Origin of the sequence: Streptomyces sp. T12, from assembly GCF_028736035.1 — a bacterium.
Lineage (GTDB): Bacteria > Actinomycetota > Actinomycetes > Streptomycetales > Streptomycetaceae > Streptomyces.
Genome location: NZ_CP117866.1, coordinates 8,537,636 through 8,555,494, shown reverse-complemented (window position 1 = coordinate 8,555,494; position 17,859 = coordinate 8,537,636). Strand labels below are relative to the sequence as shown.

Genomic DNA, 17,859 nt, shown 5'->3' with positions numbered 1-17,859 from the left:
GAGCCCGAGCATGCGCACCGGCCCCCTCCGTCTCACCCCGCAGGCGCACACCGCCCTCCGTCCGGCGGACGCCGCCCGCATCACCGACGGATTCTGGGCCGCCCGCCGCAGAACCAACGCCGAGGTCAGCATCCCGCAGGGCCCGGCGAGACTTCAGGAGGCCGGAAACCTGGCCAACCTCCGGGCCGCCGCCCAGGACACCGGGGTGTTCGCCGGAGACTTCCCCTTCCAGGACTCGGACGTGCACAAGTGGCTGGAGGCGGCGTCCTGGCAGCTCGCCGACCGGTCCGACGACGCCGAACTGGCCGCGCACATCGAGGAGTTGACCGCCCTGCTGGCCTCGGCCCAGGAGGCCGACGGCTATCTCCAGACGTACTACCAGGTCGCCCACCCCGACCGCCGCTGGCAGGAGCTCGGCTGGGGCCACGAGCTGTACTGCGCGGGCCATCTGATCCAGGCGGCCGTGGCCCACCACCGGGCCACCGGACGCCGTGAACTCCTCGACGTGGCCGAGCGGTTCGCCGTACACATCGACTCCGTCTTCGGTCCGGACAAGCGGATCGACGGCGTCTGCGGGCACCCCGAGATCGAGACCGCGCTGGTCGAGCTGTACCGGGAGACCGGGGAGCCGCGGTGGCTGGACCTCGCCGGGTACTTCGTCGACCGGCGCGGCCACGGCCTGCTCGACGCCGACGTCAATCCCCACCTGGGCCGGGCCTACTGGCAGGACCACACCCTGGTGCGCGAGGCCACGTCCGTCGCCGGGCACGCCGTACGGCAGCTCTACCTGCTGGCCGGGGTCGCGGACCTGGCCGCCGAGACCGGCGATGCGCAGCTGCGGGCCACGGCCGAGCGGCTGTGGGAGGCGATGGCGGCCGGCAAGACGTACCTGACCGGCGGGGTCGGTGCCCGGCACGAGGGCGAGGCCTTCGGGGAACCGTACGAACTGCCGCCGGACCGGGCCTATGCCGAGACGTGTGCGGCGATCGCGTCGATCCAGTGGTCCTGGCGCATGGCCCTGCTGACCGGCGAGGCGAAGTACTCCGACCTCGTCGAACGCACCCTCTACAACGGTTTCCTGTCCGGCGTCGGCCTCGACGGCGACAGCTGGCTGTACGTGAATCCGCTCCAGGTGCGCGAGGGGTACGAGGGTGCGAACGAGGCCGACAAGGCGGCCCGCCGCACCCCGTGGTTCCGCTGCGCCTGCTGCCCGCCGAACGTGATGCGGCTGCTGGCGTCACTTCCCCACTACATGGCCAGCGGGGATGCGGAGGGCGTGCAGCTGCACCAGTACGCGACCGGCGTGTACGAGGCCGGCGGTGGCCGCGTCCGGGTGGCGACGGGCTACCCGTGGGACGGGCGGATCGCCGTCACGGTCGAGGAGGCCCCGGCCGCCGACTGGACGCTGTCGCTGCGCATCCCGGCCTGGTGCGGCGACTTCACGGCCGCGGCTCCGGACGGCGCCGCCCCCGCCGTGACGAGCCCCGGCTGGCTCCGCCTGCGCCGCCGCTGGTCCCCCGGCGACACCCTCACCGTCGACCTCGACCTGACCGCCCGCCTGACCCGCCCGGACCCCCGCGTGGACGCGGTACGGGGCTGTGTGGCGATCGAGCGCGGGCCGCTGGTGCACTGCCTGGAGGGCGTGGACCAGCGGCCCGGCATCCCCTTCGACGAGCTCACCCTCCCCGACGGAGCCGAGTTGACCGTCCGGCACGAGCCGGACCTGCTGGGCGGGGTGACGGTCGTCAGTGCCGACGGACGGCGCCGGGGAGGCGCAGCCGCCGTACCACTGACCGCAGTTCCGTACTACGCGTGGGCGAACCGTCGGCAAGGGCCGATGCGGGTGTGGATTCCGCAGGCGTGACGGCGGCGGCCCACAGGGCGAGTGCGGCGTCGCGCGGGCCGTACGCGGTATGTGTCTCGCCGTCGCCGAAGACGCGCACCGGATGCGAGTCGTCCCACGCCTGCCAGCCCGGGTCGCCCTCGACCGCGAACCGCAGCCACGCCCGGTGCATCTCGTCCGCCAGCTCCTGCGGGGCGCCCTCGCCGGCCAGCTTGCGGGACTCGGGGACGTCTCCGGTGTCGAAGACGAAGCCGAGCTCCAGCGCGTGGCAGGCGCCGAGGTAGGGGAGGCTGGAGGGCCAGGCGAACTCGTACACGTACGACGCCCCGGGCCAGGCGTCGGCCAGGCGGTGCAGGGGGACGCGCAGCAGGTGGTCGGTGACCATCTGGCCGACGATCTCGGCGGTGCCGGCCTCCGGGTGCAGGGCGCGGTAGCCGCGGGGCACGTCCGCGCCCACGTGGCAGCGGGCCATGGCGCCGGCCAAAGCGACCCCGCCGAGCCGGTCGAGGCGCTCCAGGAGGCCGCCGGGTACCAGCCACAGCCGGTACTCGTCGCGGGTCCAGCCGGTCATCAGGTCGACGCCGACCGCGGCGTCGCCCTCCGTCAGCGCCTCCAAGGGGTCGCGGGGGACGATGTCGCCGTCCACGACGATCCCGAAGGCGGGCCCGCCCACCACGGGGCTGCTGAGTCGGCCCACCTCGGCCTGGGTGCGCAGGAGCAGCTCGCGGTCGACCTCGGCGAAGGCGGCGGCGGTGGCGGGGATCTTCAGCCGGGTGGCCATACGGCGCACCATCCGCCGTACCTTGTCCCGCTCGGCGGCCTCGGGCGGCCCGCTCTGCAGGACGGCCCGCCGGACCAGGCCCTGGGCCTGCGGGGCGGCGAGCAGCGCGCCGATGCTGATGGCGCCGGCGGACTGGCCGCACAGGGTGATGCGGTCGGGGTCGCCGCCGAAGGCCTCGATGGACTCGTGCACCCACTTCAGGGCGGCGAGCTGGTCGCGCAGGCCGGCGTTGGCGGGGGCGTCCGGGAAGTAGCCGTAGCCCTCGACGCCCAGCCGGTAGTTGACCGAGACGAGGACTACACCGTCGCGCGCGAAGGCCCGGCCGTCGTACACGGGCACACCCGAGGAGCCGCGGGTCAGGGCGCCGCCGTGCACCCACACCAGGACCGGCAGCCGGGCGCCCGGGCCGGGCTCGGGGGTCCAGACGTTGAGGTTGAGGCAGTCGTCGCCGGGCACGACGGGGTCGGACAGGTAGTGCGCGAAGGCTTCGGAGTACGGCGGTTTCGGCGGGGTCGGCCCGAAGGCACCGGCGTCGCGCACGCCGTCCCAGGGTTCGGGCGGCTCGGGCGGCCTGAACCGGCGCGGGCCGAACGGAGGCGCCGCGTAGGGGATGCCCCGGAACACCGCGACGCCACCTTCGTACCGGCCCCGTACGGCACCGTAGGGCGTGCTCACCACGGGGTCTGTCACGGAATCTGTCTGGACTGCTGTCATACGTCCACCAGCCTCCTCACCGCGCTCGTGCACCGTGAAGATCAGAGCAACTCATTGTGGCCCGATATTCCGGTGCACGAGCGGGTGGGTGCGGCCGTTCGGCTTACGGCCGATCGGCGTACGGCTACTTGGCGTACATCAGGGTGCCGAAGCCGAGCTGGTCGAAGCCTCCGCTGTCGGTGCCGTAGTCACCGCCGCCGCCCTCGGGGGCCACCGAGAAGCACATCTGGGAGATGTACTTGTCGTCGAGGAGAAGGCGTCGGCCGTAGTGGTAGTGGAGCATGGCCCAGACCGGGCGGACCTGGCCCCGGGAGGCCGACGAGATGACAGTGTGTGACTGCGGGGCGCAGCTCTGGCCGGTGCCCCAGTTGTAGGTGGTGAACGGGACGCTGCTGCCCAGGTTGTACTTGGCGACGTACTGGGCGGCCTTCATGAAGCGGCGGCCGTCGTAGGAGTACAGGTCGTCGCCCTGGTTCCAGGCCATTTCGCAGAGGGCGCCCATCTGGCCCATGCCCATCATGGTGTGGCCCTGGTCGCGGCCGGACTCCTGCCACTGGCCGAGGTCGTAGCCCTCGACGTTCGCGTACAGGAACGGCACCGCTTTCTGGATGGCGCCGTTGCCGGCGCCGTTCTTGAAGTAGTTGACGGCCTGGTCGTACTTGGCGGCGTTGTCGGTGAGGATCCCGATGGCCATGACCGAGGCCATGTTGCACAGGTCCCAGTTGGCCCAGTAGTTGGTGATGCAGGCGTCGTTGTGGCCGGTGAGGAACTGGTTGTTGAGCGGGTAGAAGACCCTGACCATCATCTCCTGGGCGGCGGCGAGGTCGAATCCGCTGTAGCCGCGCATGAGTTCGCAGGCGTTGGCGAACTGCCAGCCGTAGATGCCGGCCGCGAGGAACCGGTCCGCGTTGCCGGTGACCGTCGTCAGCGTCCTCGACCACGCGTTGAGGATGGTGGCCGCGCACTGGGCGTTGGCCTCGGTGCCGGCGACCCGCCAGCGCAGGGCGTTCTGGTAGGCGGCGGCGATGTCGTTGTAGAGCAGGCCGTAGTTCTGTCCGGTACCGCCGCGGATGATCGTGGCCGTGGCCCGGTTGGCCCAGGTGGACTGGGAGTGGGAGTTGGCGGTCAGCCGGTTCCAGCCGGACAGCCAGGGGTCGGTGCCCGCCGCGACCCGGACCTTGGCCCGGTTGATGTCGCCGGCGTTGTGCAGCATGCCGGGGTGGGTGAAGGTCGCGGGGGCCGCGTCCGCCGTGGGGGCGACGACCGCCGTGGTGACGGCAGACGCGGCACCCAGTGCGACGGCCGCGGTGAGACCGCCGGCGGTCTTCAGCAGACCGCGGCGGCTCAACTCACCGGTGGGGTTGTGCTGGTGATGCTGGTGGGGCTGGTGGGGGGAAGTGCGGCTCATTGTCGTGCACTCCAATCCGTGGGGGGATCAGTCGGTGATGATGCTCACCTCGTCGAACTCGGTGGTGCAGCGGGCCAGGGGGTCGCGGGAGCAGACCACGAGGCCCACGTAGTAGGGGGCGTCACCGAACCCGGGGATCTCGCCGGTGGCGAGGGTGGTCCAGGTGGCGCCGTCATCGGTGGACAGCGCTGCGGTGAAGGCGGTCCCGACGCGCTTCAGCCGCAGCAGGGAGGGCAGAGCGGCCGTGCCGCTGCCGGTGAAGGCCGACTTTCCGGCCACGGTCGTGCGCAGCATGAGCTGCGCGGTGGTCCCGCCGGAGACGATCGCTCCGGCGGCCTGGTCGAAGGGCGACAGCGACTTGGCCATGAGCAGGCCCACCCGGTCGGCACTCGCGCCCGTGCGGGAGACGAGCCGGGCGGTGAACTCGCAGTCGCCGGTGACGGGCCGTCGTACGAACTGGCCCGTCATCCCTTGGTTGTTGGCGGTCAGGTCGACGCCCGCACCGCGCACGGTGAAGGTGCCCTCGTCGTACGACGTGCTGCCCGGGGTGCGGATGGCGACCACGCCGAGCGTCCCGAAGGCGCGGTCGTCGAGCACGGGGTCGCCGAGGTCGCCGTACGTCCAGGGGCCGGGCGGGGGTGTGCCGACGGTGAGGGTGAGCGTGCCGGTGCCGTCGCCGGCCGCGTTGCCGGCGCCGGTCGTCACCTTGAACTCGCCGCTTTCGGTGGGCGTTCCGCAGACCAGGCCGGTGCGCTTGTCGAGGCGGAGTCCGTCGGGCAGTCCGTCCGCGGTGAAGCGGACGGGCTCGTGGGAGGCCCGCAGCAGCTGTCGGAAGGGAACGCCCTTGTTGGCGAAGGCGGTGGTGGCGGAGGTGAGTTGGGGCACGCCGGGCGTCGGCATCTGCGCGGCGGCCGAGTCCGAGAGCGGCCCCCGGCCGCCGCAGCTCGTCTTGGCGACGGCGTAGTGGTACGTCGTCCCGGGCGTGCCCGTCGCGTCGGCGTACCGCACGCGGGCGCCGAAGCCGACCGGGCCGACGCCGGTCGCGATCGTCTCGAACGGGCCGTCGGCGCTCGTGGCGCGCAGCACCTTGTAGCGGGCGCAGAGGTCCGGGTCGGTCCAGGCCAGCTGCACGGCGTCGGCGCCGGCGGTCGCGCTCAGGCCGGTGGCGGTGCGGGCCGGACGCGGCACGGACCAGACCTCGCCCGCCGTCGCGGAGACGACGCTGACGTTGTCGAAGGCGCCGGTGCCGGTCTCGGCGTACTCCTCGTCGACACCGAGGCAGGAGGTGAGGACCAGACCGGCGTAGGCGGTGTGCCCCAGGTCGACCTCGGTGGAGCCGACTTCGGTCCAGCGGATGCCGTCCGGGGAGATGGCGCCGGTGCAGCGGCGGCCCTTGCGGGTCACGCGTACCCAGTAGGGCGCCCGCAGCCGGTAGCCGTCGCCCGCGCCCTCGACGTACGGGGCCTGAAGCGGGGTCGCCGACTCGGGAAGGGTGCCGAGGCTGGAGATCGGGAAGGCGGCGGAGGTGGTGATCGTCTGCTGCTGGGTGGGCGGCACGGGGGTGCTGCCGGTCGCCGAGATCTCGGCCCCCGCCTGGGGGCGTACGCTCCACACACCGCTCCAGGTGTGCAGGGGCAGCCCCTGGATCAGCATCGAGGCGTGCGCGGCGCCCACGTCGAGGGAGTCGCGCAGCGTGACGCCGATCTTGGCGTACTGGGAGCTGAGCGGGAACACGATCCGCGCGGTGACCGCGCCGTCGCCGGGCAGCGGGAGGTGGACGAGGCGGTAGGTGTCGGCGGTGCCGGACGCCTCGAGCACGAACCGTTCGCCGTCGAAGGCGGCCAGGCCGGGGGTCTTCACCTCACCGATGTCCTGGGTGGCCCAGGGCTCGGGGAGGCGGGCGGAGGCGGCGGCAAGGCTCGATTCGGCGCCGGTTCCCTGGGAGTTGGCGGCGGTGACGGTGTAGTAGTAGGTCCGCCCGCCACGCGCGTCGTCGTCCGTGTACGTCGTGCCGTCGACGGACGACGCGATCTCCTCGTACGGCCCCTCGGGGCGGGTCGCCCGCCGGACGGCGTACGTCGTCGCCCATGCGGACGGCAGCCACGCCACGGTGACCTTCGTGCCGTCGCCCACCGCCGTGACGCCCTCCGGGGCCGTCGGCACGGTCGGCGACGGGGCCTTCGTGCCGGCGTAGGTGAAGGTGCCGAAGCTGGGCAGGTCGTCGTTGCTGCCCTCGACGACGCGTGCGCCGCCGGTGCCGCGGAAGACGGCCGCCTTGGTGTACGGGGCGTCGAGGCCGCGGACGCCGGCGTAGTGGGCGTAGTACATCTCGTAGATCGGCGGCAGGTTGCCGCGGACCTTGTCGGAGACGGTCGTCTTGATGTACTTGCCGGTGCGGTCGAGGTCGGGCGTGAAGGGGACGTCGCCGCCGAGGTTGTACTCGGCCGCGTACTCGGCGTTGGCCAGGATGCGGTTCGCGTCGAAGCCCCACAGGTCGACGCCCTGGTTCCAGGCGACCTGTGCGGCGTCGCCCATCAGGCCGACGGCGAGCTGCTCGTGGCCCTGGTCGCGGCCGGACTCCTGCCCCTGCCCCCCGTCGGTGACGATACGGCCCCGGACGCTGCCGTTGCCCGCGCCGGCCGCGACGAACCGCAGCGCGTCCTCGAAGAGCGTGCGCTCCTCGCAGAACACGCCGATGGCCAGGATCGACTGTATGGACGTCAGGTCCCAGTTGCCGTTGGCGTAGAGCATGTAGCCGGAGATCGCCGGATACCAGACGTTCAGGAACGACTGCTCGCAGCGGGCGATGTCGGCGTCCGTCCAGCCGTCGTAGTCGCTGTGCCGCAGCAGCTCGGCGGCGTTGACGAACTTGAAGGCCTGCAGGCCCGCGCCGAGCGGACCGTCGGCACCCGTGACCATCGTCAGGGACGCCGACCAGACGTTGAGGATGTCGCGGGCCTTGTCGGCGTGGGCGCGGTTGCCGGTGACGCACCACATCAGGGCGTTCTGGTAGGCGGCGGCCGAGTCGGCGACGGCCTGGTTCTGGAAGTTGGTGGGACCGCGGCCCCATGACGTGATCTGGCCGGTGTTCTGGATCGGGTACGTCGACTTCGAGCGGGCGTGGGCGGAGAACGCCAGGTAACCGTCGTGGATCGGCGATTCCTGGGCGGCGACCGCGGCCTTCATGCGGGCGAGGTCGGCGGCGCTGTGCAGCAGTCCGGGGTGGGTGAAGGCGCGGGACGGGGTGGTGGCGTCCTGGGCCCACGCCGCCGCGGCGGAGGCGGACAGCAGTCCGCCGCCGGCCGCGGCCACGAGGCCCGCCGCGCCGAGGAAGTTTCTTCGGCTGAGAGGAAGCACGGGTGACTCCATGGTGGTTCAGAGGTGCCGCGTCACGCGTGCTCGACGGTGAACGTGACGGTCTGCGTCGCGGTGCCCACGCTGTTGGTGGCCGAGACCGTGGCGGTGAAGCTGCCGACGTTGTCGGTGACGGTGCCGTAGATCAGACCGGTGGCGGTGTCGATGCCCAAGCCCTTCGGCAGCCCTTCCGCGCCGAACGACGTCGGCAGCGCACTGGCCGTGATCAGGTAATTGAAGACCTGGTTCTTGGTGGCCGTGGCCTGGTCCGGACTGGTGATCGCGGGCTTGTCGGTGGACGTGGCCTCGGTAGAGTTCAGGAACCGGGGGCTGATCACGTGCTCGTTGGCGTACGCCGGCATCACGTCCGTGAACTTGTACCAGCCGGGCTTCTTCATCCCGTTGCCGATGAACTTGCCGTTGATGACGAGGTTCTGGAACGTCACGTTCTTAATGGCGTGGTCCGCGTCGTAGCCGACCATGACGGACGGGTTGGCGTGCGTGCCGTTGTAGGACAGGTTCTTGATGTACACACCGTCGATGCCGCGGCCGACCGAGGTGTTGTACGACTTGTTGTACATGACCCGCATGTTGATCAGCTGGCCCCAGCGGAAGTCCTCCACCCGTATGTCCTGGGCGCGGACGTTGCGCACCAGGTTGCTGTCGCCCGGGTTGAGCGCGATGCAGCCCTGGTAGTCCATCTGCGGTTCGCGGTGGTCGAGGATGTCGATGTTGCTGAAGACGAGGTTTTCGATCGTTTCCGGCTTGTCGGTGTTGCCGTGCGTGCCGACGTTGATCGGGTGCGCGACGTCCGCCCAGAGGGTGGAGTTGCGGACGGTGATGTTGCGGCAGTCGCCGTAGTAGTCCCAGCGGTGGGCGTAGATCGCGATGCAGTCGTCGGCGTTGCGCATCCAGACGTTGTCGATCAGGACGTCCTCGCTGGAGAAGACGTCGATGCCGTCGCCCCACTGGCCGTGGCTGTAGGAGTGGAAGTTGCGGATGGTGACCTGCTTCGACTGGCCGACGGTGCAGGCGTAGCCGCTGCTCGGGTTGAGCACCATGACGCCGTCGACCTCGATGTTCCTGGAGTACTGCATGAGGACGCCGCTCGGCGAGTTGTACAGCACGCCGCGGCCGATCAGGCGGGCGTTCTCGACGTTGACGAACTCCACCCGGGACGTCAGCACCGCACCGCCGGCCAGGTAGACCGTCTTGCCGCTGGGCACCTTCACCACGTTGTCGGTGGTGGTGTGCAGACCCGGGCCGAAGTAGATGACGTCCGGGTCGTCGGGGTCGGGGACGTTCTCCTCGAGCGGGTTGGCGTGCAGCTGCAGGTTGTCGAAGATCTCGCCGTTGATCTCGATGGAGAGGTTGCGCGGCTCGGTGAGGGTGAAGCTCACCGTGGCGCCGTCCACCGTGTACTTGGTGCCGTACGACAGGGGGCGGACCCGTGCGGATGCGATGGTGCCCTTGGACGAGGTGACGGCGACCTCGACGGTGCCCTTGAAGTCGAAGGTGGCGACGGAGGAGTTGTAGACCGGCCCGCTGCCGGTGTCCGCGTTGATCCACTTCGCTCTGGCGCGGTAGACGGGGATCGTCTGCCATTCGCCCCCCGGCGTACGGGCCTTGACGGAGAAGCTCGCGTTGGTCGGGACCCCGCTCGGGATGGGGTACACCACCAGCTTGTCGGCGGAAGCGGGTGTGTCGTCGGCTCTCGCGGTGCCGGCCGCAGTGCCGATCAGCGAATACGCGGCGACGGTGGCACCCGCGGCCTGGATGAGAGTGCGCCGGGACAGACCGGTGCTCTGGGTGTCGTTCATTGAGCAGTTCCTTCAGTAAAGGCGAGGTGAGAGATACGGAACGTCAAGGGGGCGCTGGTCACTTGAGACCGGACGTCGACATCCCTGCGACGAAGCCGCGCTGGGCGATCAGGAAGATCAGCAGGATGGGGACGACGTACATCACGGAGGCGGCGGCCTGAAGCTCGGGGACGGGCGTGCCGCCTTCGTTGACGTAGGTGGTCATCACGGCGACGGCGAGCGTGGTGCGGTCGGTGGACAGCAGCAGCTGCGGGGCGATGTAGTCGCCCCAGGTCCAGGTGAAGGCGATGATGAAGCTCGCGGACAGCACGGGCCAGGACTGCGGCAGGAAGATCCGCCAGAAGATCGACGTGTATCCGCAGCCGTCGACGATCGCCGCCTCCTCCAGCTCACGCGGCATGCCCGCGAAGAACTGCCGGAAGAGGAAGACGAGATACGGCGCCGCGGACAGGCCCCACAGCACCCACGGCCAGTACGTGTCGACCATGCCGAGCTTGGCGAAGATCAGGTAGGTCGGCAGCAGCGTGACCATCTGGGGCAGCATCATCGAGCCGAGGAGGACACCGAACAGCACCTTCTTGCCGGGCGCGTCGAGCCGGGCGAAGCCGAAGCCGACCCAGGCCGAGCTGAGGGTGACGAGCGTGGCGTAGATGAGGGCGATGATCAGGGAGTTGCGGGCGTAGCCGAGGAAGTCGATCTGGTTGAAGGCGTCGGCGAAGTTGTGCCACTGGAAGACGTCCGGCAGCCAGTGCACGGGCGAGGCGGCCAGTTCGCCCTGGGTCTTCAGGCCGGAGAGGATCAGCCAGCCGAAGGGCCCGAGGAACAGTCCGGTGGCGGAGACGAGGACCGTGTAGAGGACGAGGCGCTTGGCGCGTACCCGGACACGCGCGTCGGTCGTCGATGACTTGGGCGGCAGGGTCGATGACTTGGGCGGCAGAGTCGTGGCGGTCACTTCTTCGCCTCCGGGTCGACGTTGTAGAACACCGCGCCGGACGTGAACTTGAAGATGAGTCCGGTCACGACGAGGATCAGGACGAAGAGCACCCACAGCAGCGCGGAGGCGTAGCCGTACCGGCCGAGCGCGAAGTACTGCGCGAACACGTGCATCATGTACAGGTAGTTGGACTGCGGGACCGTGGTGATGCCGCTCGTGTCACCGAGCGGCGCCAGCAGCAGCGGCATGATGGTCTGCACCGAGGCGATCATCCCGGTCACCGTCTGGAAGAGCAGGACGGGTGACAGCAGCGGCACGGTGATGCTGCGGAAGGTGCGCCATGCGCCGGCCCCGTCGATGCGGGCGGCCTCGTGGAGTTCCCGGGGTACGTCCTGCAGGCCGGCCAGCGAGATGATCATGACGTTTCCGGCGGCCCAGAGCACCGTCATCAGCAGCACGTAGCGGGCGTAGGGGTCGGCGAGCCAGCCCACGGCGTCGAATCCGAAGAAGGTCAGAACGCCGTTGGAAGCACCGGAGTTCTGGTCGAAAAGCAGCTTGAAGGCGAGACCCGCGCCCACCGGCGGCACCACGGCGGGCAGATACAGCAGGGTGCGGAACAGGCCGCGCGCCTTGATCGGCCGGTTGACCAGGACGGCGAGGGCGAGACCCGCGACGATCGACAGCGGCACCGAGGTGACCGCGAACAGGCCGGCACGGCCCAGCGCGTCCCAGGTGACCGGATCGTTCAGCAGCTCGCGGTAGTTGCCGAGCCCGACGTACTTCCAGTTGGGCGAGATGCCGTCGAACGTGGTGAAGCTCAGCCACAGCGCGTAAACCATCGGCGCGATGGTCAGCAGCAGGAACCCGATGATCCAGGGCGAGGTGAACATGTAGAACGCCCGGTGCCTGCGCGCCGTCATGGAGATCCGTGGCCCGCGGGCGGCCGGTGGGCGTCCGGCGCTCGCGGCGGCGCCGTGCCGGTCCGCGACCGAGGAGATCTGGTCGACCGTCATCCCACCTGCTCCTTACCGCGCTTCAGCTGCTCGTTGATGGCCGAGTTCAGGCGCCCGGCAAGGGTGTCGACGGACATCTGGCCGTTCATCGCGGCGGGGGCGATCTGGTTGAAGAGGGCGTCGATCGCGTCCGCCCGGCTGAAGGGGGTGAAGGAGACCACCGAGAAATGCTTCAGCTCGTTCTCCTGCACCTTCAGCACCCGCTTTTGGTAGTCCGCCTGAGCAGGCATCAGCGAACGCAGCGACTTCAGGGTGGGGATGCCCCAGCCGCCGGAGGCGCGCCCCTTGGCCGGCTCCTCGCCGAAGAACCACTCGAAGACCCGCCATGCGGCGTCCTTGTTCTTCGCCCCGCGTGGCATCCACAGGCCGGTGCCGCCCTGGCAGGCGCTGATCCGCTCACCGCCCGCGAACATCGGGGCGGGCGCCAGCCGGGACACCTCCGCCAGCTTCTTGTCCGGGTAGATCATGCCGCCCATCCAGTAACCGGAGTTCGACATGGCCATCCGCCCGGCCTGGTAGGTGGGCCCGTCCCAGCCGTTGGGATCGGGCTGGATGAGGCTCGGCCCGACCTTGGTCTTGGCGTAGTCCATGTACCAGGCCAGGGCCTTGCGGGCCTCGGGGGTGGTGAAGTCGACCCGGGAGAAGTCGTCGTTGAAGAGGCTGCCGCCGGCGGACGCCGTCATGGTCGCCAGGAGCGTGGCCCGGGTCAGCCCGTTGAAACTCCCGCCGAAGACGGTGGTCTGGCCGCTCTTGCGCTGCACAAGGCGCTTGGCGTGGTCGAGCCACTCCTCGTATGCGACCGGCTCGGTCTCCGACGGATAGTCGACACCGGCCTTGTCGAAGGCCGCGGAGTTGTACCAGAACATGGAGTCCTGGGAGAAGTCCTTGGCCATGCCGTAGCGCGGGCCCTTGCCCTGGGTCCTGCCGTCGTACCGCCACAGGTCGTTGACGGGATCCAGGTCGTCGAGCCTGAGGACACTGCTCCGCGCGAAGTAGGGGTCCAGCTCCTCGGCCACGTCCCGCGCCGCGAAGAACGGCAGGTCCACGGCACCGACGCCGCGCACCAGGTCGGGCGGGTTGCCGCTGGTGAGCATCGCGATCAGTTTGGTGATGTCGTACTTCACCAATTTGATCTTGATGCCGAGGGTTTTCTTCGCCTGCTGGACCTGCTCCGGGAGGATGTCTCCGGAGTTGACCATCACCGTGACGGTCTCACCCGGTCCGCCGACCCCGGTGGACACCTGGAGCGCGCAGCCGCTCAGCGCCACCGCGCCGCCCACGGCTCCGCCTGCGGAGAGGCTGAGAAAACGGCGGCGGCTCAGTGATGCACCGGCATGTGGGCGCATGAACGCACCACCTCCTGCTCTGCTCGTTCGAGATATCGACCATGGAGCGACCCAACGGCCGGAAACCGGCCAACATGGCAACCGGTTGTCGTGCGTTGGGGCAGAGCTTCTTCCGGTCCGTAAACGGCGTCAAGAGCCCTGACGAACTTTCGAAAAGACTGCGTAACCTCGGCTTCATGGTCGCCGAGGGGCTGCGCGACCTCGGAAACACAGCCTGATCAGCGCAGTCGGCGGGGATGGGGAGGGCGGGGTCGAGCGGATTGGCGGGAACCGGTTGTTGGGACTTGCGCCACCCGGCAAGGTGGGGAGCACAGTCGGGTCGGCCGGGGGATGCACGGGATGCACCGGAGCGCTCGGGGGACCCTCGTGGACACGGGAACGCCAGGAAAGCGATTTCGGCGTTGCGTTGCTCACGAGCCGGGCAGACCAAGCACGCCACCCGGACGGGCTCCGCAACGCCGCTCCTCACCCAGGTGATTGACCGGCCCTTCCGCCAGATCTACGGTAGAAGGCGCTTTCTGAAAATGTTTCCGTCCAGTGTCTCAGGAGAGCCATGCCCAGCCCGCTCCCACCGAGAGCCGTGTTCGCGATGGATCCGGTGCACCTCCCCCTGCTCTTCCCGCCGCCGCTCATGGCCCGGCTGACGCAGGCATCCGAACTCGACCCGGCGCTCGTCGTACAGGACTTCACCGACCCGGCAGCGGCCGAGATCCTCGCCCGGACCGAGGTGCTGATCACCGGCTGGGGCTGCCCCCGGCTCGACGCCGACGCCCTCGCCGCCGCGCCGAAGCTGCGCGCCGTACTGCACGCCGCCGGCTCGGTCCGCTCACTGGTCGGCGACGCACTGTGGAAGGCCGGGGTCACCGTCTCCAGCGCGGTCACCGCCAACGCACTGCCGGTCGCCGAGTACACGCTCGCCATGATCCTGCTCGCCGGGAAGGACGCCTTCTCCTTCCGGCAGCGCTTCCGCTCCACGCACGCATACCCGACCCCTGACGAGACCGCCCCGATCGGCAACGTCGGCCGGCGGATCGGCGTCATCGGCGCCTCGCGGGTCGGCAGACGGCTGCTGGAACTGCTGCGGCCGTTCGACTTCACGGTGTTGTTGCACGACCCGTACGTCAGCCCCGCCGAGGCCGCCGAACTCGGCGCCGAACTGCTGTCGCTGGAGGACCTCCTGCGGCACAGCGACATCGTCAGCCTGCACGCGCCGGACATCCCCGAGACGTACCGGATGCTCGACGGGGAGCGGCTGGGCCTGATCCGGGACGGGGCCGTGCTCATCAACACCTCGCGGGGTGCGCTCGTCGATCCCGTGGCGCTCACGGACGAGCTCGTCTCCGGGCGGCTGCACGCGATTCTCGACGTGACCGAGCCGGAGCCGTTGCCTGCGGGGTCGCCGCTGTATCACCTGCCGAACGTCTTCCTCACGCCTCATATCGCCGGGTCGCTCGGGAACGAGCTGGAGCGGCTCGGGCGGATCGTGGTGGAGGAGTTGGAGCGGGTGGTGGCAGGGGGGCCGTTGGTGCATGAGGTGCGGCATGCCGATCTGGCTCGGGTGGCGTGAGAGGTGGGCCGGTGCCGGGTGCTGGGTGCCGGGTGCTGGGCACGCCACCAGCAGACCCGTTACGCGGCGCGGGGCGCGGGGCGCGTCACCGACCGAGCCGTTGCTGCGCGCAACGCGGGCACAGTGAGGCGGAGACACCATGGGATACGGTTTCCGTGAGGCAGGCGCGACGGTGAAGGAGCCGCAAGGGTGAGTCAGCGCAAGGTGGCGGGCGACGCCGGTCGGGCCACCATCCGGGACGTCGCGGAGCGCGCGGGCGTCTCCGTCGCCAGCGTGTCGCGCGTCCTGTCCGGCAACTACCCGGTGTCGGAGGATCTGCGCCGCCGGGTGATGAAGGTCGTCCGGGACCTGGACTACGTCACCAACGCCCACGCCCGCTCCCTGGCCGGCGGCGGTACGCCCACCGTGGCCATCCTCATCAACAACATCACCGGCGCCGCGTTCGCCCATGTGGCGAAGGGCGTGGAGGGTGCGGCCACGCTGCGTGGCTGGCTTTCGCTGGTGGGGACCACGGGGGACGATCCCGAGCGGGAGCTCGCGCTGGTCAACCTGATGCGCCAGCAGGGTGTCGCCGCGGTGGTGCTGCTGGGCGGGGCGTACGACTACGACGAGTACCAGCTGCGCATGGCCCGGTTCGCCCGTTCCCTCGACGCCGCCGGGTCGCATCTGGTGCTGGTGGGCAGACCGCCGCTGGAGGGTGATGTGCCGGCGACGACGGTGGACTACGACAACGAAGGCGGCGCCTATGCCATGGCCAGCCATTTGCTGTCGGCCGGGCACCGTCGGGTTCTGGTGCTGCCGGGGCACGCCGAACTCACCACCGCCCAAGGCCGTTTGAGAGGCGCCGAGCGCGCCTTCGAGGCATACGGAGTGCCGTTCGAGCCGGGGCTGGTACGGCATGGCCCGTACGACTACGAGCACGGGTACGAGGCCGTCGAGGCCGCCCTGGAGGAGACGCCGGACTTCACCGCCGTCCTCGCCGGGACGGATGTGGTCGCCGCGGGGGCCATGCAGGCGCTGCGTGCGGCGGGGCTGCAAGTGCCCGAGGACGTGTCGATCGTCGGCTACGACGACATTCCGCTCGCCTCCCAGCTCACCCCTCAACTCACCACCGTGCACGTGCCGTACGAGGAGATGGGCCGGGTCGCGCTGCGTGCCGTGGCCGACCGGCGGGAGGGCGGCGCGGGCCGCCGCAAGGGCAGTGACGGCGACCATCTGGTGCTGGGCACCCATGTCGTCGTACGCAACTCCGTACGGCCGCCGAGCCGGAAGGGCTAGTCGGCGGGCCGCCGGAGGGGCCGGCCGGAGGCCAGTGCAGCGCCGAGGCCGACCGCACCCTCACCCGCGCCTCCCTGTGAGATGCGGGTGAGCGTGCGTTACGTAATCGGTTTCTTCAAGTTTTTCAGCCCTTCCCCGAGTTGCCGAGAGCCTCATCCCCGGTCTGCACGGCTCTCGGCCGTACACGCTTGACCTGCGGATATGTGGCGCTGGCCGCAAGCCGCCGCCGCGTCATCGCAGAGTGATCCCGCCGACAAACCGAAGTAACAAATTGCCGCGCACCTCTTGCTATGAGCAAAGGCGTCGGCCTACCGTCCCTGCAACCGCTTACTACAGCTTCTGCTTGGCCGACCCCCCGCAACCGCGAGCCGATGGTTTCCGGCCGCCGTTCCTGGCCAGCACCACCGAGCCGCCGCCGTTCCGATAGAACGCACTCATTCCGAAGGATCACGGTCAGATGAACTTCACCAGCCCCCGGAGAAGGTTCGCCTCCGCCGCCGTTGCGGGAATCGCTCTGACAGGTCTGCTCGCCGCCTGTGGCGGATCCGGCTCCGAAGACTCGGACTCCGGTTCCAACGCCTCCGGCCCCGTCACCCTCGACTTCTGGGGCTGGGCCAACGGCCAGGAGGCCGTCGTCAAGGCGTTCAACGCCGGCCACAAGGACATCCAGCTCAAGTACACGAAGGTCACCGATCAGCTGACCATGCAGAAGCAGCTGACCAACGCCGTCAAGGCGGGCAACGCGCCCTGTCTGCTGCAGAACACCGGTGAGTACGTGACGAGCTGGGTCGCGCAGGGTGCGCTCGCCGACATCACGAAGTACGTCGAGGCCGACAAGGACAAGTTCAACCCCGGCTCGTGGGCCACCGGCCAGGTCCAGGGCAAGGTCTACGGCGTGCCCACCGCCTCGGCGCCGGCCTTCACCATCTACCGCACCGACATCTTCCAGAAGTACGGCCTGAAGGCCCCGGCGACCTGGGACGACTTCATCGCCGCCGGCAAGGAACTGAAGAAGCACGGCATCGAGATCACCAACTACGCCGGTGAGGACCCGAGCACCCTGGAGGTGCTGGCCATGCAGGCCGGGGCGAACTGGTACAGCATCGACGGCGACTCGTGGAAGGTCGACTTCCAGGACGAGGGCACCCTGAAGGCCGCCAAGGTGATCCAGGAGATCATCGACAACGACCTGAACGCCAAGCTGTCCTTCGCCGACTACGCGGCCGTGCAGCGCAGCTTCGACACCGGCGCCACCGCGACCCGGCAGATCTCCACCTGGCAGATGTCCGGCATGGTGCAGAACTTCACCAAGTCCTTCGGCGACTGGGCGCTCGCCCCGTGGCCGACCTTCAAGGGCGAGGCGGCCCGGACGCCGGCCGGCACCAACCAGAGCGGCAACCTGACCCTGGTCAGCGAGCAGTGCAAGCACCAGGAGCAGGCCGCCGAGGCGGCGCTGTGGATGTCCACCGACACCGCAGCGGTCAAGACCATGGCGAGCCCGGAGACCGGCAGCGGCGTGATGCCGGCGCTGGCCGACAGCGAGTCGTACGTCTCCGAAGCGATCTCCGAGAAGCTGCTCGGCAAGAACTACGAGCCGGCCAAGAAGGTCGTCACGGACAGCCTGGGTACCGTCCGCACCGGCTGGACCTTCGGCCCGAACTGGACGGCGATGTTCACCGAGATGCAGGCCGAGTGGGCCAAGGTCGTCAGCAAGAAGCAGAAGGTCACCGACCTCCTGGCGCACATGCAGGAGTGGACGGTCGACGACCTGAAGCAGCGCGGCATCAGCGTCAAGGGCTGA

General features: G+C 69.8%; 11 protein-coding genes. 4 read left to right on the top strand and 7 right to left on the bottom strand.

Going from position 1 to position 17,859, the window contains the following annotated elements:
- The first annotated feature begins 10 nt into the window (after positions 1-10).
- Positions 11-1,864: a glycoside hydrolase family 127 protein gene (locus tag PBV52_RS38360; RefSeq protein WP_274245041.1), complete on the top strand. Its 1,854-nt coding sequence runs from the start codon at positions 11-13 to the stop codon at positions 1,862-1,864.
- Here PBV52_RS38360 and PBV52_RS38355 read toward each other — a convergent pair.
- The 7 genes from PBV52_RS38355 to PBV52_RS38325 all read right to left on the bottom strand — a co-directional run bounded on the left by PBV52_RS38355 (position 1,746) and on the right by PBV52_RS38325 (position 13,213).
- Positions 1,746-3,338 carry a carboxylesterase/lipase family protein gene (locus PBV52_RS38355; protein WP_274245039.1) on the bottom strand — a complete coding sequence of 531 codons (1,593 nt, stop codon included), beginning with the start codon at positions 3,336-3,338 and terminating at the stop codon, positions 1,746-1,748. The genes PBV52_RS38360 and PBV52_RS38355 overlap by 119 nt on opposite strands.
- Positions 3,339-3,462: 124 nt before the next feature.
- A complete protein-coding gene (locus PBV52_RS38350; protein ID WP_274245037.1) occupies positions 3,463-4,746 on the bottom strand; it encodes an alginate lyase family protein in 1,284 nt (427 codons plus the stop codon).
- Positions 4,747-4,773: 27 nt separating this feature from the next.
- Positions 4,774-8,103: an alginate lyase family protein gene (locus tag PBV52_RS38345; RefSeq protein ID WP_373921962.1), complete on the bottom strand. Its 3,330-nt coding sequence runs from the start codon at positions 8,101-8,103 to the stop codon at positions 4,774-4,776.
- A gap of 32 nt (positions 8,104-8,135) precedes the next feature.
- Positions 8,136-9,920 carry a glycosyl hydrolase family 28 protein gene (locus tag PBV52_RS38340; protein WP_274245033.1) on the bottom strand — a complete coding sequence of 595 codons (1,785 nt, stop codon included), beginning with the start codon at positions 9,918-9,920 and terminating at the stop codon, positions 8,136-8,138.
- Positions 9,921-9,978: 58 nt separating this feature from the next.
- Positions 9,979-10,872, bottom strand: coding sequence for a carbohydrate ABC transporter permease (locus PBV52_RS38335; protein ID WP_373921961.1), 894 nt, complete (start codon positions 10,870-10,872; stop codon positions 9,979-9,981).
- Positions 10,869-11,867, bottom strand: a complete 999-nt coding sequence (locus PBV52_RS38330) for a carbohydrate ABC transporter permease (RefSeq protein WP_274245030.1) — start codon at positions 11,865-11,867, stop codon at positions 10,869-10,871. The genes PBV52_RS38335 and PBV52_RS38330 overlap by 4 nt, the downstream gene beginning before the upstream one ends.
- Positions 11,864-13,213: an ABC transporter substrate-binding protein gene (locus PBV52_RS38325; RefSeq protein WP_274245028.1), complete on the bottom strand. Its 1,350-nt coding sequence runs from the start codon at positions 13,211-13,213 to the stop codon at positions 11,864-11,866. The genes PBV52_RS38330 and PBV52_RS38325 overlap by 4 nt, the downstream gene beginning before the upstream one ends.
- A 553-nt stretch (positions 13,214-13,766) precedes the next feature.
- On the opposite strand from PBV52_RS38325, the gene PBV52_RS38320 reads away from it, so the two are divergent.
- From PBV52_RS38320 to PBV52_RS38310, 3 genes are all read left to right on the top strand, one after another.
- Complete coding sequence (locus tag PBV52_RS38320; protein WP_274245026.1) at positions 13,767-14,780, top strand: hydroxyacid dehydrogenase; 1,014 nt, start codon at positions 13,767-13,769, stop codon at positions 14,778-14,780.
- A 189-nt stretch (positions 14,781-14,969) separates the two neighbouring features.
- A complete protein-coding gene (locus tag PBV52_RS38315) occupies positions 14,970-16,058 on the top strand; it encodes a LacI family DNA-binding transcriptional regulator (RefSeq protein ID WP_274245024.1) in 1,089 nt (362 codons plus the stop codon).
- A gap of 457 nt (positions 16,059-16,515) precedes the next feature.
- Entirely contained in the window at positions 16,516-17,859 is a 1,344-nt protein-coding gene (locus PBV52_RS38310; RefSeq protein WP_274245022.1) for an ABC transporter substrate-binding protein, read from the top strand.